This is a genomic window from Pedobacter sp. AC379 (assembly GCF_979258145.1).
On record NZ_OZ409839.1, the window covers coordinates 881,298 to 895,501 of the forward strand.

A 14,204-nucleotide genomic window follows, 5' to 3' on the forward strand; every position below is an offset into this window, starting at 1 on the left:
TTTAAAAAGGAAAAACATGGTTCTAAACCAATTCCATTAAAGCTTCTTTGGTAAAGCCTTTCAATTCTTCTGTACGGTTGTGTTTAATTTTTTCTACCCAGTTTGGATCGGCTAAAAGCGGACGGCCAACGGCTACCAAATCAAAATCACCGCGGTCCATTCTGCGTACCAATTCATCTAAAGAGCTTGGCTGTGAACTTTGACCTGCGAAAGCACCAAAGAAATCGCCATCCAAACCAACAGAACCTACTGAAATGGTTGCTTTTCCGGTTACTTTTTTAGCCCAACCTGCAAAGTTTAAGTCAGAACCTTCAAACTCAGGTTCCCAGAAACGGCGTTGAGAACAGTGGAAGATATCAATCCCTGCATCAGCTAAAGGAGTTAACCATTGTTCCATTTCCTGCTCATCTTTAGCCAGTTTAAAATCGTAAGCTGCGGGTTTAAATTGAGATAAACGGATAATCAATGCGAAATCTTCGCCAACTCTTTTACGTACTTCTTTAATCACTTCAACGCCAAAGCGGGTACGTTCTGCTAAAGTTTTGCCACCATAAATGTCGGTACGGTTGTTTGTTCCATCCCAAAAAAATTGATCAATCAGGTATTGATGCGCACCATGAATTTCTACGGTATCAAAACCTAAAGCTTTGGCATCTGCAGCGGCTTGCCCAAATGCAGAAATGGTATCTGCAATGGCAGCATCTGTCATCGGTACTCCGTTTTCGAAACCTGGTTTGTTTAAGCCAGACGGACCTTCAAAAGGTGCACTTGGTAACCATCCTGAGGCATGATTTTCCATCACACCCTGATGCCAGATCTGTGGACCCATTTGGCCACCAGCCTGGTGAACGCCTTTAATTACATTTTCCCAACCTGCAAGTGCTTCAGCACCATAAAAATGAGGAATGTTAGGGTCTGCAGATGAAGACGGGCGGTTAATTACGGTTCCTTCTGATAAGATTAAACCCACTTCGCCAGCTGCTCTCTTTGCATAATACGCTGCAACTTCAGGTGTTGGTACTCCGTTAGGAGAAAACGACCGCGTCATCGGAGCCATTACGATTCTATTTTTAATATTTAATGTTTTAAGGCTAAACGGCTTGAATAAACTATCTGTGTTCATATTTTTTAAATTTATAATGCGGTATTGATGATTTCACTTAATTTTTCTAAACCTTCCTTGTTGCGTTTGTAGTATGTCCATTGGCCTACCCGGGTAGAACTGATAAGATCTGCACGTTGCAGGATAGAAAGGTATTCGGAGATGGTACTTTGAGACAAGCCACTTTTCAGCTGAATCTGACCAACACATACACCAACGTTTTCAAAATCGGCATTTTGCTGTTCAGGAAAATTTAGCTCTGGTTCTTTTAGCCAGCCTAAAATTTGTAAACGGGTTTTGTTTGAAAGGGCTTTAAATATCTCTACCTGATCCATGGCACAAATGTATATCGACTTTTCCCGATATGCCAATTAAAAGGTCAAAGTTTACAATGGTGTGTAAAACGAAAGGATTTCACCTGTTTTTAGCAGCGTATCAGAAAGCGTGATATAAGAAAGAAATAGAAAAAACTGCAAAAAAAGAACGGGGATAAATCATACCGACCTATCCCCGTCATCTAAATTAACGCTCTCGAATATATAAACCGCCAAAAAGGAGATTTATTATCTCGAAGTGAAAATATTTTTATTTTTTTTGAGGTTGAACAAATGAAAATTGTTCAAGGTTTTGTTTCGTGCGCCGGGCATGGCAATCGACTATAGGGTTCAAGTCCCGAACACGCTTAGCAGTAGGAAGTGTTAGCTCGAGACAAGGGTGTCGTGGGTGACTGCGAATCTGAAGGAAGTCCGCGGCAAATATGGGGGCTTACGAACAGAAACTGTATACGAGGCGGATTTAGTCCGGGTGATGTTGCGAAACAAACAGAAGCCCAATACTGCACGGGGACTATTACGCAGATACAGAGGCCACATCCATAGGAAGTAGATTGTCTTACCCCGGGAGATCTGAATGAGTTCTGTCAATTGTAAGCGCGATTACAGGAGAAGAAACATTTGGCAGAGATGTTAAATGCCTCAATCAGAAGTCAGCAGCGGTCGTAGTACTGCATTTTTCGGATGCAGAAAGGACCAAATGTTAGGATGGCAAAGGAAACAGGAAGTTTATGGCAGAGCGTTTACAGCGGAACCACATTAGAGAACTGCTTATATGAGGGTAGGACGGAATCCGAGAGTAAATTATAAGAGGAGCTGAGCCGAGCCGTGCAACCAATGTACACAATGCCTGGGAAGGAGTTTTTTTTTAGTATTATGCTTGAAGAAATATTAGACATCCGAAATGTACAAAGAGCCTTTAGGCAGGTTACTGCCAATAAGGGTGCTGGTGGTATTGATGGTATGCAGACCGATGAACTTCGCGACTACCTGAATGCTAACTGGCAGGCATTACGGAGTGATATTTTATCAGGCCATTACCGACCGAACGCTGTAAGAAAGGTAGAGATTCCCAAAGGCAGTGGTGGTAAGAGGATGCTTGGCATCCCAACGGTCATTGACCGGTTGATCCAGCAGGCCATCTCTCAATGGCTGAGCCCCAAGTACGAGGGCGACTTTTCCTCTGATAGTTATGGTTTCCGGCCAGATCGCAATGCCCATCAGGCAGTGTTAAAGGCTCAGGAATATCTTAACACAGGTTACACCTGGATTGTGGAACTTGACCTGGACAAATTTTTTGACCGGGTAAACCATGATAAACTTATGCATCTGCTGTCAGTAAAGATAAAGGATAAGCGGACATTGAAGCTTATCCGTCTTTATTTGAGTGTGGGGATCATGGAGAATGGATTGGTCAGCCCAAGAAAAGAAGGAACGCCACAAGGCAGTCCATTAAGTCCGTTACTATCAAATGTTATCCTTCACGAACTCGATGTTAAGCTCGAAGAGCGTGGGCACAGGTTCGTGCGATATGCTGATGATTGCAGTATCTATCTAAGAAGCAGGAAATCAGGACACCGGGTAATGAGAAGTATTTCAGTATATCTGGAAGACTGCCTGAAACTGAAGGTTAACAGGGAGAAAAGTAAGGTTAGCAGGCCAAGCCAAAGTAGTCTGCTCGGGTTTTCATTCTATGGTAGCAAAGAGGGATGGAAGATGCGAATTTCATCCAAATCTCTAAGAGCGATCAAGGAGAAAATCCGGGAGCAAACTAAACGTAGCCAACCAGTTCCATTCCAAGAAAGAATATTAACGCTTAAGGAAATCATTCATGGTTGGGTTAATTATTTCTCTATTGCAGAAGCAAAGAGTCATATGACCAGACTGGACGAGTTGATGAGGACCAGACTGCGGATTGTTCTTTGGAAGCAATGGAAGAGTATAACGGGTAGAGCGCGGAATTTAATGAAGATGGGGTTGGTAAAATCAAGGGCCTATCAATTGGCCAATACCCGTAAGGGGTACTGTAGGACTGCAAACAGCCCGATATTACTTACAACCCTTGACAAGAAGTTCTTTTTGAGGCATGGACTTGATGGATTTACCAATTATTACTATTGGAAAACGACACACCAAACGAAGTTATTCTAACAAACCGCCGTATACCGAACGGTACGTACGGTGGTGTGAGGAGACAGCAGGGAAACTAATTCCCTGCTTCTTACTCGATTGGTTTATTGGACAAAAAAGAACGGGGATAAATCATACCGACCTATCCCCGTCATCTAAATTAACGCTCTCGTATATATAAACAACCAAAAAGGCGATTTATTATCTTGAATTTATTTTTTTTCTAAAAATTTTGTAAGCTTTTTGTAAGCAGTAAATTCTGGAAATTTATTTCGAAAAATTGCTCAAAAAAGAACGGGGATAAATCATACCGACCTATCCCCGTCATCTAAATTAACGCTCTCATATACATAAACAACCAAACAGGCGATTTATTATATACGATGTGAAATATTTTATTTTTTTGCTGCTGTTTTTTTAGGTGCTGCTTTTGCTTTCTTTTCAACTGCTGGAGTTTCTTCTGCCACCTCAGCTTTTTTCTTGGCTGGTGTTTTCGCTTTTTTCACTTCAGCAACAGGTTCTGCTGCGGTTTCAGTTTTCTTTTTTGCAGGTGCTTTTGCTTTTTTAACTTCAACAGGGGCTTCTTCAGCTACAGTTTCTTTTTTCTTAGCAGGTGTTTTTGCTTTTTTAACTTCGGCAACTGGAGTTTCAACAACGGGCGGTTCAATAATTTCCTCTTTTTTAACCTCAACAGCTTTTGGGGCATGCTCTTGTTGCAGGTAATTGGCTAAAACCTGGCGTAAATACACCTCGGGTTTAGGCATATTGATGATTGATCCACGTTCTTTATCTTGAGATTGCTTAATGTAAGCTGATTTAATTTTGCCCCAATCTTTAGAATAAAGTTTAATAAACATCTCAACAAATTGTTCGTCTGTATATTTTTTAGGCAACCTACCCAGCACTGCCTGAATTTTTTCTTCTTTTTTATGTAATACCGCCATTGATTTTAATTTGTACAAAGATAGCCGAATTTTATCATTATCCGTTTTTTGCTTTTTTAGGGTAATATCGCAGTTTTTCAGGTTGATATATAGTAGTAATTAAGCACTCATTGCTGCTGCATCAGGCTCAGTTTTTCTATTTTTAACCAACCTTTCACGGTGCTTTAAACCCCATTCCCGTAACTCGTCAATTACTTTGTCCAATGATTCGCTATATGGCGTAAGTTCATAGGTTACGGTTACAGGTGTTGTAGAAAATACTTTACGTACTACAAATTCATTCAATTCGAGGTCTTTTAGTTCTTTCGATAATATTTTTGGTGTGATTTCACCAAGCGATTTCTGAATTTCGTTAAAGCGCCTAGGGCCTTCCTGTAAGGAGATAATTAATGGAAGTTTCCATTTGCCATTTAATACGTAAAGTGCGTCTTTAACTGCATTTAAGCTTGCCATACAGGTTTCTTTATTGCGATGTTCTTTTCTTGGTCCCATGGTACAAAGTTAAACGCTTTCATAAAGGATAGCACTATCCTTTGGGATACTAGTATCTTTTAGATAGCAAAACTACATAAGTTTGCATAAAAAAAATACAATGAAAATAAAAACAATCAAAATTATCTATTGGATATCAACAGCCTTAGTTGCATTAATGATGACTTTTTCTGCATATTCTTACCTTACAAAACATGCCATTAAACAAGCTTTTCATCACCTCGGCTTTCCTGATTACTTTAGGGTTGAACTGGCCATTGCTAAAATTTTAGGAGCCATTGTATTGTTGATTCCCATTAAAGGGCAATGGAAAGAATGGGCGTATGCGGGTTTTGCATTTACGTTTATATCTGCCTTTATAGCACACAGTGCTTCTGGCGATCCAATCAGTAACCGCATTGGTCCGGTTGTGTTTATGATTGTATTGTTGCTATCCTACTTCACTTACTACAAATCCAAAACGGAGTAACCATAACCGACAGGTTGCACAAGGAAAACTTGAGCTTTAAATCGTTTTAGCTGCGTTTGCAACAAAATAATTGATGAAATAAGAACTTCCGTTTTTTTATTTTAATTTGGATTATTATGCACAAACCGACCAAATATTCAACACTGTTTTTTATTGCTGCAATAACCGTTTTAACTGCTTTTATTGATAAGCCAAAGCCTAAAAAAGCTGTTGATAAACGACCTAATATCATTGTTATTCTGGCTGATGATTTGGGTTTTTCTGATATTGGCTGTTATGGAGGAGAAATTAAAACGCCTAATATAGATTACCTGGCAAGCCAGGGTGTGCGGTTTAAAAATTTTTATAATACTTCACGCTGTTGCCCTACACGGGCGGCATTGCTTACCGGCCTTTACAACCACAATGCAGGAATTGGTGAAATGACTACTGATAGGGGTATTGAAGGTTATCGCGGGGCCATAACCAAAAATAGCGTAACATTAGCCGAGGTTTTAAAAGATGCAGGTTACAGAACGGCAATGTCGGGCAAATGGCATGTATCAAATACCATTGAGCAGCCAACACCTCAGGCACAATTGGATTGGTTGAACCATAAAACCTCTTTCCCTTTATTTTCTCCGATTGATCAATATCCAACAAGCCGGGGTTTCGAAAAATTCTTCGGTACACTTTGGGGAGTGGTCGACTTTTTTGATCCTTTTAGCCTGGTAAGTGGAACCACACCCATTAAAAATGTGCCTAAAGATTATTACCATACAGATGCCATAAACGATACTGCTGTTGCCTATATCCGTGATTTTGGCAAAGGCGATAAACCATTTTTCTTATATGTAGCCGAAAATGCACCACATTGGCCATTGCAGGCAAAGCCAGAGGATATTGCAAAATATAAAGATACTTACAAAGTAGGTTGGGATGCTATCCGCGAGGCAAGGTATAAACGTATGGTGGCCATGGGTTTGATCGATCCTAAAACAGCCCCGATGTCTCCGCGTCAATCTACCGTACGTTGGGAAGATAATCCAACCAAGGCCTTTGATGAGATGGCCATGGCCGTACATGCCGCCATGATTGATCGGATGGACCAGGGCATTGGCAGGATTATTAAAACCTTAAAAGAAACCAAGCAACTGGATAATACATTGATTATATTTTTGAGTGATAATGGAGCAAGTCCTGAGGATGCAATGCGTTATGGGCCGGGTTTTGACAGGCCAAGTGAAACCAGGACAGGTGAAAAAATTGCCTATCCAATTTATAAAAAGGTAATGCCGGGTACACAAACAAGTTATACTTCAATAGGGCCAATCTGGGCAAATGTAGCAAACACACCGTATCAACTGGCAAAAGCGCAATCATATGAGGGTGGGGTACATACGCCCATGGTTGCTTTTTGGCCGAAAGGCTTAACAGCAAAAAAAGGCAGTTATACCAACCAGGTAGGGCATGTAATAGATTTTATGACCACTTTTGTGGAACTTGCAAATGCAAAATACCCACACAGCTATCATGGTAATTTAATTAAACCGATGCATGGTTTGAGTTTGGTGCCTGCCTTAAAAGGAAAAGCTACCAGCGGGCACGAAATGCTATTTAACGAACATTTTAATGCCAGTTTTATACGATCAGGTGACTGGAAAATGGTCAATCTTTCTGGTGATTCTACCTGGCACCTTTACAACATAAAAAATGATCAGACGGAGTTGAATGATGTAGCTGCTCAACACCCTGATAAGGTAAAAGAGCTAAGTGCCAAATGGCAGGCCTGGGCTAAAGAAAATCATGTTTTGCCAAAAACTAAATGAAAATGTAGGATTATTTTAAGCTTAAATGTAATATTGGGCGGAATCTTTATTTCTTCCACCCCTTCTTCATTTTTTTATAAGCTTTTTTACTGATTTTAGATTTCTTTTTCGACCTTGACTTCCCCTTTTTCTTACGGGCATTGATGTTGTTAACAAGGGAGTTTTTAACACCTAACTTGTTTTTTTTCTTCCCTTTCTTTTTGTCTTTCTTCTTTTTCCCCTTTTTCTTTTCTTTCGCCATAACAGATATATTTATTGAGTAGTAACATATAACGCTAACTAAAAGTTCTGATAAACTAAGATGAGCTTTTTAACAAAGTAAATTGAGCCGCTTAGCAAAGCTCACACTCATCATTCACGCTACCTTTGATTCATTAAATAAATATAAAAATGAAAAAAGTTTGGTTTATCACAGGTAGCTCCCGCGGGTTGGGACGTGACCTAACAGCACAAGTATTGGCAAAAGGCGATTTAGTTGCTGCAACCGCCAGAAATACTGCTGCTTTAAATGATTTTGTAAAGGAATATCCTGATCAGATTTTTCCAATTACTTTGGATGTGACCGATTATGATCAAGTACATTTGGCAGTAGAATCTGCTGTGGCCCGTTTTGGTAAAATAGATGTTTTGGTTAACAATGCGGGTTTTGGTATTGTGGGTGCCGCCGAAGCTTTTACCGAAGAGCAGGTGCGCAGTCAGTTAGAAACCAATTTATATGCACCGATTGAAATTACAAGGGCTGTATTGCCATTTATGCGCAAACAACGTTCGGGTAGAATTCTTCAGGTTAGCTCTATTGGAGGGCGGGTTGGTAATGCCGGCGTTAGTGTTTACCAGGCGGCAAAGTTTGGATTGAGTGGCTTTAGCGAAGCCCTGGCTAAAGAAGTAGTTGATTTGGGGATATATGTAACCAGTGTAGAGCCTGGCGGTTTCCGCACAGATTGGGCCGGTGCTTCGATGACCTATGCAGCCCATGTTGAGGGATATGAATCTACGGTTGAAAAACGTGCTGATTTTTTCCAAAATGGTAATTTTGTGCCCATGGGCGATCCGGAGAAAGCTGCCAAAGCAATGATTGATTTGGTTGAAAACCCTGAACCACCAATACATTTGGTATTAGGAAGCGAAGCCATTGGAATGCTTAAGCATGCCGATGCTGCAAGAACGGCTGAAATGGAAAAATGGATGGAAGTTAGTTTATCTACAGACCACGATGAAGCAGAGAATTTTTTGGATACTGATTTAGGTAAATCTTTTACCAAAAAATAATTACGTATTGAGATTCCTTTTAAACGGGAATGACAAATTCGCCATAAAACTATAAATTTGATTAAGATGCCAAACCCAGAAAAACGCCCGGATATTTTATACTCCTGTTATGCGCAGAAGAGCAGCGAAGGCGAACAGTTTATCCCCAATCATTCTGTGGGTTTGGTTATTGCGGGTACTTCTGAGATTTTTATCGGGGGAGAAAAATTTGTGTTTTCAGATGGAGACTTCCGCTTTTTTCGTCGCAATCAATTGGCGAGGTATACCAAATACCCACCTCCAGGTGAAGAGTTTAAATCGATCAGTATCAATATAGATCAGGAAATTTTGCATAGCATTAGCAATGAATACGATTTGCACATGCAAAAACCCAATCACGACCTAAAAGGATTGGCACTGGAAGCCCATAGTTTGCTGAAAAATTATATCGATTCTTTATGGCCATACCTTGATGGTAAAAATGGATTTAATCAGGCTTTAATCAACCTAAAGGTTAAAGAAGTGGTGATGATTTTATTGCAGACGAACCCTGTATTAAAGGATGTGCTTTTTGATTTTTCTGAGCCGGGAAAAATCGATCTGGAAGCCTATATGAATGCCAATTACAAGTTTAATGTTGATATTAACCGTTTTGCCTATTTAACAGGCAGAAGTTTGGCTACTTTTAAAAGAGATTTTGAAAAGATTTTTAATCTTTCGCCCAATCGGTGGTTGCAGAAAAAAAGGTTAAATGATGCTTATTACCTTATTACACAAAAGGGCTGGAAATCTTCAGATGTGTATCTCGAGGTTGGTTTTAAAGATTTGTCGCACTTTTCATTCGCCTTTAAGAAAGCTTATGGCATAGCCCCTTCCAGGATAGGTATTTGATTTACTATGCTTTTAAAAAATAAAAAAGGTTGTATCATTATTAGGGATAGGTCATCAAAATGTTGGCATTAAGGTGAAATCGCCTTTATGATACAACCTTTTTAAAAAGAATATCTTTAATTATACTTTTTTTGGAGGAAGATCGAATGCAATCGCTTCATGCTCGAAATGGCCATTGTGTGCGCCATCGCAAAAAGGTTTGTTTTTAGATAAACCACAACGGCAGATTGATACTATTTCTCTACCTTGTAAACCATAAGTATTTCCGTTTCTATCTACAATTTCGAAATCGCCCTCTATTTTAACAGAGCCGTTATTGTTAATGGTAAGTTTTGTTTTAGACATGTATATGTTTGTTTACCGCAAAACTAACGCATATTAACCGCAATTTCTGATCAGTTTTCTATTTAGAAACATTCTCTTGTTTGCTTATAATTCTTTCTTTATCACATAAGCAATCATCTCAGTTCTGATCTCGAAACCGAGTTTCTGATAAAGGTTTATGGCACCTTGATTGTCATTTCTAACATGTAGAAAAGGTATTTCCGAACGCTGCACTATTCTTTTAATCTGTTCTTGCAAAACCTTAAAAGCATAACCTTTGCCCAAATGATTGGGGTGGGTGCAAACCGCACTTATTTCACGATACGGACTGGGATGAAACCGATGTCCGGCCATGGCAGCCAATTTCCCATCAACAAATATACCTGTGTAATTGCTGAGTTCGATGGTTTTCGACAGAAACGGCCCGGGTTTGGTCAGTTCTACCAGGTCGATCATTTCAGTAACATGTTCTGCATTAAGGTCTGTAATTCCTGTTGTTGTAGAGATATCCTTCCCACTAAAAACAAATTGCAGCATATTGATGTGCGTTAACAATTTCCATTGCGTAGGTATTTCGACTGGCGTTTTCGAAAAAAATACAAACAGGCTTTCCGCAGGGCTGATTTGATAAAGGGTGTTTAGATTCTCTTGCGAATTATTTTTTAAGCCAGCAAATGCCGTAATGTCTTCCTTATAATATTTTACCTCATCAATTCCTTTTGCAAGGTGGCCATGGCCGGATGTTAAGGCATAATAAATTGGATTATCCAATGGGTGTTCCATCTGGCAAAGATATTCAATGCTAAATCAAGCGGAGGTAATTTTTAAATAAGGGTTTTAAACTGCCTGTTGGTTCAAAAACGTTTCTATTAAGTGTGCTGTAATCTCAACTATTTTATCGCTTACCTCGGGGTTAAGGTTTTCGCCAATCATGGCACCATGTACCCCAGGTAAAATAACCAGTTTGGCATTTGCAATCAACCTCGACATTTTAACCACATGTTCGGGTTTAATTACATCCTTATCCGCCACCATTAAAAGTGTATCGGCGGTAATTCCCTTTAAGTCATCATCGCTCAGGTCAACAAAATCCAGCATACGCTGTTTGTCTTTTTCAAACATGGTTTGCAATGCGTTTTGATTTGAGTTTACCGCTAAAAAAGCAGTTTTAAGTGGCTCAGGCATATGGTTGATCGTGGCATCTCCAAAACCATTATAAAAGCCATCAATTAAACCTTCACGTTGATAATTCGCCGAAATCACAATGATTTTATTCACTATAGCCGGATGGTGTGCTGCAATATGCAAAGTCGTTGTTCCGCCGTTGCTGAAACCCAAAAAATTGGATTTTGTTATTTTCAGCTGATTTAATAAAGTGGTTACATCCTTGGCATCCTGTTCAAAAGATTCTTCCTGATCGCGGTCGCTCGTACGCCCGTGCGCCTGGAGTTCAACGGCAATAACTTTTTCTGTTTTTGCCAAAAAAGGAATCAGTCTGCCAAATGAAGATTGGATGGTAGAACCGCCACCATGAATCAAAACCAGCGGAATATCACCTTCGCCATAAACTTCATAATACATATTAATGCCATTAACCTTTTCGAAGGCTGCTTTTGTATAGGTTTCCATTATTGTTATGTGTTTGCTTTACAAATCTAAATAAGCTAAAAGAAAATTAGGTATCAATAACAGACAAGTTTAGGGTAGTTTGAGCCAATTAAGCACTTGCCTTCTTCAACTTTTTTGTATTTTTTATAAAAGCATCCAAAAATTGATCAATTCCACTTGCTGCGTAGCCCAATAATCTGGAATCCTCACCGAGTTCGGATGATACGATTGTTGTTTTTTCTCTAATCTGCGTCATGCAATACGTATTAATAGCCTGTTGCATAGGGAGCGTAATGTACTGCTTTGCACCTGCTATTTTGCCGCTCAAAACAATTAGTTCAGGGTTAAACAGCTGAATCAGTACTGCAATTCCCTTACCCATGTGTGTACCAACATTGGAGAGTAATTGTATGGCGTATTGATCGCCTTTATTTGCCGCTTTAATTATCAGTGCGGGTTCAATCCTTTCCAGTTCTTCGTTAGAGAGGTTACTTAACATTGAATTTTTACCCGATAAAATGCCTTCTCTGGCCATTTCAGATAATGCGTTTCCGGAGGCAACGGTTTCAAGGCAACCATGTTTGCCGCAGTAACACAAGGCACCATTTTCAACAAAAGGCATGTGGCCTAATTCTCCCGAAAAGCCGCAGTTACCCTGCCTAAGCTTGCCATCTAAAATAATACCGAGGCCTACGCCCCAATCCATTAGCAATACCAGCACATTTCTCCGGCCTTTGGCCATTCCATGTGTAAATTCAGCCATCGATGATCCATTTACATCATTCTGTATTACTACAGGTATGTTTAATATTTTTTCAAAGGCTGCTGTTAATGAAATATTTTCGCCATCACTTAGGAAATAGCTATAGTTTTCACCTTTTTCTGCATCAATTAAACCAGGCATGCCCACGCTGCATCCAATCAATTGTTTAGGATCTATCGCTGCCGACAATAAGATATCCTCGATATGATCATGCAAAAGGCCAAAAAAATCTGTCCTGCTTTTAGAGATGGGCAGCGGGATGGTTTTAACATCAAGAATAAAATTATAATTATTGTCTATAACAGTAATCTTGGTATTAAATAGTTCAATATCAATACAAAGGATCAGTATTTTTTTATCCCTTAAACGGTAAAGATCAGGTTTTCGCCCACCAATTGATAACCCATATCCTTTCTTTTCTACCAAACCCTCATCCATCAAAGCAAGTAAGAGCTTTAATAAACTCGGCGTGCTCATATCCATCACTTCACACAAGACAGAAACTGATGATGCCCCTAAATTAAAAAGATGTTTAATGAGTTTAAGTTTATAAACCGATTGCCTATCGTTCCGGTCTGATATTAAATGATTTAATAGATTAAGATTCATGAGGTTAATGATACTATTTTGATAAATATAGATAACTTCTATTAAAAATTTATTAAAGTTTTTTTAATGCGTAAAGAAATTAGTGATGTTTTGTCTTTACAATAATTTCTTGCTAACATTAAAGTATAGATAAGCCTTAATATGCCGACTAACCACGGCATACCCTGTTTCTACTACACAGATAACCAAGATGAAAACTAAAGAAGAACCACAAAAAAATCAAAATTCCAGGCGCGATTTTATCAAGAAATCGGCAATCGGACTGGCTACTTTTACCATTGTACCGCGTTATGTTATGGGCGGACAGGGCTACCTGGCCCCAAGCGATAAATTAACCAAAGCCGTAATTGGCGTTGGGGGCATGGGCCGCGGGCATTTCGAATACGAAGGTACACAAGTAGTGGCCATTTGCGATGTTGATCAAAATCACCTTAAACAAGCCGCAGGAATGCTGGATAAAGGTGTAAAAACATTTAGTGATTATAGAGAACTGATACAGTTACCAGAAGTGGATATTGTACACATTGCTACCCCGCCGCATTGGCACGGGATAATGGCAGTAGATGCTGCAAATTCAGGGAAAGATATCTGGTGCGAAAAACCAATGACACATACCATTGGTGAAGGAAAAAGGGTGGTAGAAGCAGTGAAACAAAACGGCAGGATGTTTAGGTTAAACACCTGGTTTAGGTTTAAAGATACTTTTTACGGGATGGGTACAACTGTCAAACCCATTAAAAAGCTGGTGGATAGCGGAATGCTCGGCTGGCCTTTAAAGGTAACCGTTAGCAAGCATACTGGCTACGACTGGAAATTTTACTGGGTAGGGAAAGATCATTTGGAACCTCAGGCAGTACCACCAGAACTGGATTATAATGCATGGCTGGGGCCTGCGCCATATAAACCTTACAATGCACACCGTGTACACCAAACTTTTAGGGGTTATTGGGATTATGATGGTGGTGGGCTGAGCGATATGGGGCAGCATTATATCGATCCGATTCAATATTTTTTAGGGAAAGACGATACCAACCCCATTTCAGTAGAGGTTGATGCACCACAGCAACATACCGATGCTGTTGGCATTTGGCGGCGGATAACTTATACCTACGCCGATGGCTGCCAGATTATTTTGGATGGTGAAGGTAAAGATACCAATGTACCTTATATAGAAGGCCCAAAAGGTAAATTGTATCCCGGCTTTAAATCTGATATTCCTGATCTCGAGCGTAAACTGGCACAATTTCCTGATCCCGACCCGGAGATTGTAGAATTTTCCGAATCGGTTAGAACCAGAAAGAAATTTGCGCTGAATGAAGAGAACGGACACCGCTCATGTAACATTGTAAATATTGGTTTGGCCGCTCTGCGCTTGGGGAGATCATTAAAATTTGACCCTGTAAAACAAGAGTTCATCGATGATGAGGCAGCAAACAGATTAATTAATCCTGTAATGCGGGCACCGTTTTCCATTTAAAACCTTC

Annotated in this window: 15 protein-coding genes; 6 read left to right on the forward strand and 9 right to left on the reverse strand. The window is 39.8% G+C overall.

Annotated elements, in window-relative coordinates; all coding sequences use genetic code 11:
• Positions 1 to 22: 22 nt before the first annotated feature.
• Positions 23 to 1,123, reverse strand: a complete 1,101-nt coding sequence (locus ACZZZW_RS03850) for an NADH:flavin oxidoreductase (protein ID WP_463492317.1) — start codon at positions 1,121 to 1,123, stop codon at positions 23 to 25.
• 11 nt (positions 1,124 to 1,134) lie between these two features.
• Entirely contained in the window at positions 1,135 to 1,437 is a 303-nt protein-coding gene (locus tag ACZZZW_RS03855) for an ArsR/SmtB family transcription factor (protein WP_055908947.1), read from the reverse strand.
• A gap of 873 nt (positions 1,438 to 2,310) precedes the next feature.
• On the opposite strand from ACZZZW_RS03855, the gene ltrA reads away from it, so the two are divergent.
• The gene (gene ltrA, locus ACZZZW_RS03860) at positions 2,311 to 3,585 is read left to right on the forward strand and encodes a group II intron reverse transcriptase/maturase (protein ID WP_463492318.1); all 1,275 of its coding nucleotides are present in this window, start codon (positions 2,311 to 2,313) and stop codon (positions 3,583 to 3,585) included.
• 374 nt (positions 3,586 to 3,959) lie between these two features.
• Here ltrA and ACZZZW_RS03865 read toward each other — a convergent pair whose 3' ends face one another.
• Entirely contained in the window at positions 3,960 to 4,508 is a 549-nt protein-coding gene (locus ACZZZW_RS03865) for a hypothetical protein (RefSeq protein ID WP_463492319.1), read from the reverse strand.
• Between the two features lie 99 nt (positions 4,509 to 4,607).
• Positions 4,608 to 5,000: a winged helix-turn-helix transcriptional regulator gene (locus ACZZZW_RS03870; RefSeq protein WP_463492320.1), complete on the reverse strand. Its 393-nt coding sequence runs from the start codon at positions 4,998 to 5,000 to the stop codon at positions 4,608 to 4,610.
• A 100-nt stretch (positions 5,001 to 5,100) separates the two neighbouring features.
• On the opposite strand from ACZZZW_RS03870, the gene ACZZZW_RS03875 reads away from it, so the two are divergent.
• A complete protein-coding gene (locus ACZZZW_RS03875) occupies positions 5,101 to 5,469 on the forward strand; it encodes a DoxX family protein (protein WP_463492321.1) in 369 nt (122 codons plus the stop codon).
• Positions 5,470 to 5,585: 116 nt separating this feature from the next.
• Positions 5,586 to 7,277 carry an arylsulfatase gene (locus ACZZZW_RS03880; protein ID WP_463492322.1) on the forward strand — a complete coding sequence of 564 codons (1,692 nt, stop codon included), beginning with the start codon at positions 5,586 to 5,588 and terminating at the stop codon, positions 7,275 to 7,277.
• Between the two features lie 46 nt (positions 7,278 to 7,323).
• Here ACZZZW_RS03880 and ACZZZW_RS03885 read toward each other — a convergent pair whose 3' ends face one another.
• The gene (locus ACZZZW_RS03885) at positions 7,324 to 7,518 is read right to left on the reverse strand and encodes a hypothetical protein (protein WP_463492323.1); all 195 of its coding nucleotides are present in this window, start codon (positions 7,516 to 7,518) and stop codon (positions 7,324 to 7,326) included.
• A 149-nt stretch (positions 7,519 to 7,667) separates the two neighbouring features.
• Between ACZZZW_RS03885 and ACZZZW_RS03890 the strand changes: the two genes are divergently transcribed.
• Both ACZZZW_RS03890 and ACZZZW_RS03895 read left to right on the forward strand, forming a co-directional pair.
• Positions 7,668 to 8,546 carry an oxidoreductase gene (locus ACZZZW_RS03890; protein WP_463492324.1) on the forward strand — a complete coding sequence of 293 codons (879 nt, stop codon included), beginning with the start codon at positions 7,668 to 7,670 and terminating at the stop codon, positions 8,544 to 8,546.
• Positions 8,547 to 8,612: 66 nt separating this feature from the next.
• A complete protein-coding gene (locus ACZZZW_RS03895; RefSeq protein WP_463492325.1) occupies positions 8,613 to 9,416 on the forward strand; it encodes a helix-turn-helix domain-containing protein in 804 nt (267 codons plus the stop codon).
• Positions 9,417 to 9,536: 120 nt separating this feature from the next.
• Here the strand turns inward: ACZZZW_RS03895 and ACZZZW_RS03900 are convergent, their stop codons facing one another.
• The 4 genes from ACZZZW_RS03900 to ACZZZW_RS03915 all read right to left on the reverse strand — a co-directional run bounded on the left by ACZZZW_RS03900 (position 9,537) and on the right by ACZZZW_RS03915 (position 12,720).
• Positions 9,537 to 9,761, reverse strand: coding sequence for a CDGSH iron-sulfur domain-containing protein (locus tag ACZZZW_RS03900; RefSeq protein ID WP_055908930.1), 225 nt, complete (start codon positions 9,759 to 9,761; stop codon positions 9,537 to 9,539).
• Positions 9,762 to 9,845: 84 nt separating this feature from the next.
• Positions 9,846 to 10,523 carry a GNAT family N-acetyltransferase gene (locus ACZZZW_RS03905; protein ID WP_463492326.1) on the reverse strand — a complete coding sequence of 226 codons (678 nt, stop codon included), beginning with the start codon at positions 10,521 to 10,523 and terminating at the stop codon, positions 9,846 to 9,848.
• Between the two features lie 54 nt (positions 10,524 to 10,577).
• The gene (locus tag ACZZZW_RS03910; RefSeq protein WP_463492327.1) at positions 10,578 to 11,369 is read right to left on the reverse strand and encodes an alpha/beta fold hydrolase; all 792 of its coding nucleotides are present in this window, start codon (positions 11,367 to 11,369) and stop codon (positions 10,578 to 10,580) included.
• Positions 11,370 to 11,457: 88 nt separating this feature from the next.
• Positions 11,458 to 12,720: an ROK family protein gene (locus tag ACZZZW_RS03915; RefSeq protein ID WP_463492328.1), complete on the reverse strand. Its 1,263-nt coding sequence runs from the start codon at positions 12,718 to 12,720 to the stop codon at positions 11,458 to 11,460.
• Positions 12,721 to 12,910: 190 nt separating this feature from the next.
• On the opposite strand from ACZZZW_RS03915, the gene ACZZZW_RS03920 reads away from it, so the two are divergent.
• On the forward strand, positions 12,911 to 14,197 hold the full coding sequence (locus ACZZZW_RS03920) for a Gfo/Idh/MocA family oxidoreductase (RefSeq protein WP_055908918.1): 1,287 nt from the start codon (positions 12,911 to 12,913) through the stop codon (positions 14,195 to 14,197).
• Positions 14,198 to 14,204: the final 7 nt, after the last annotated feature.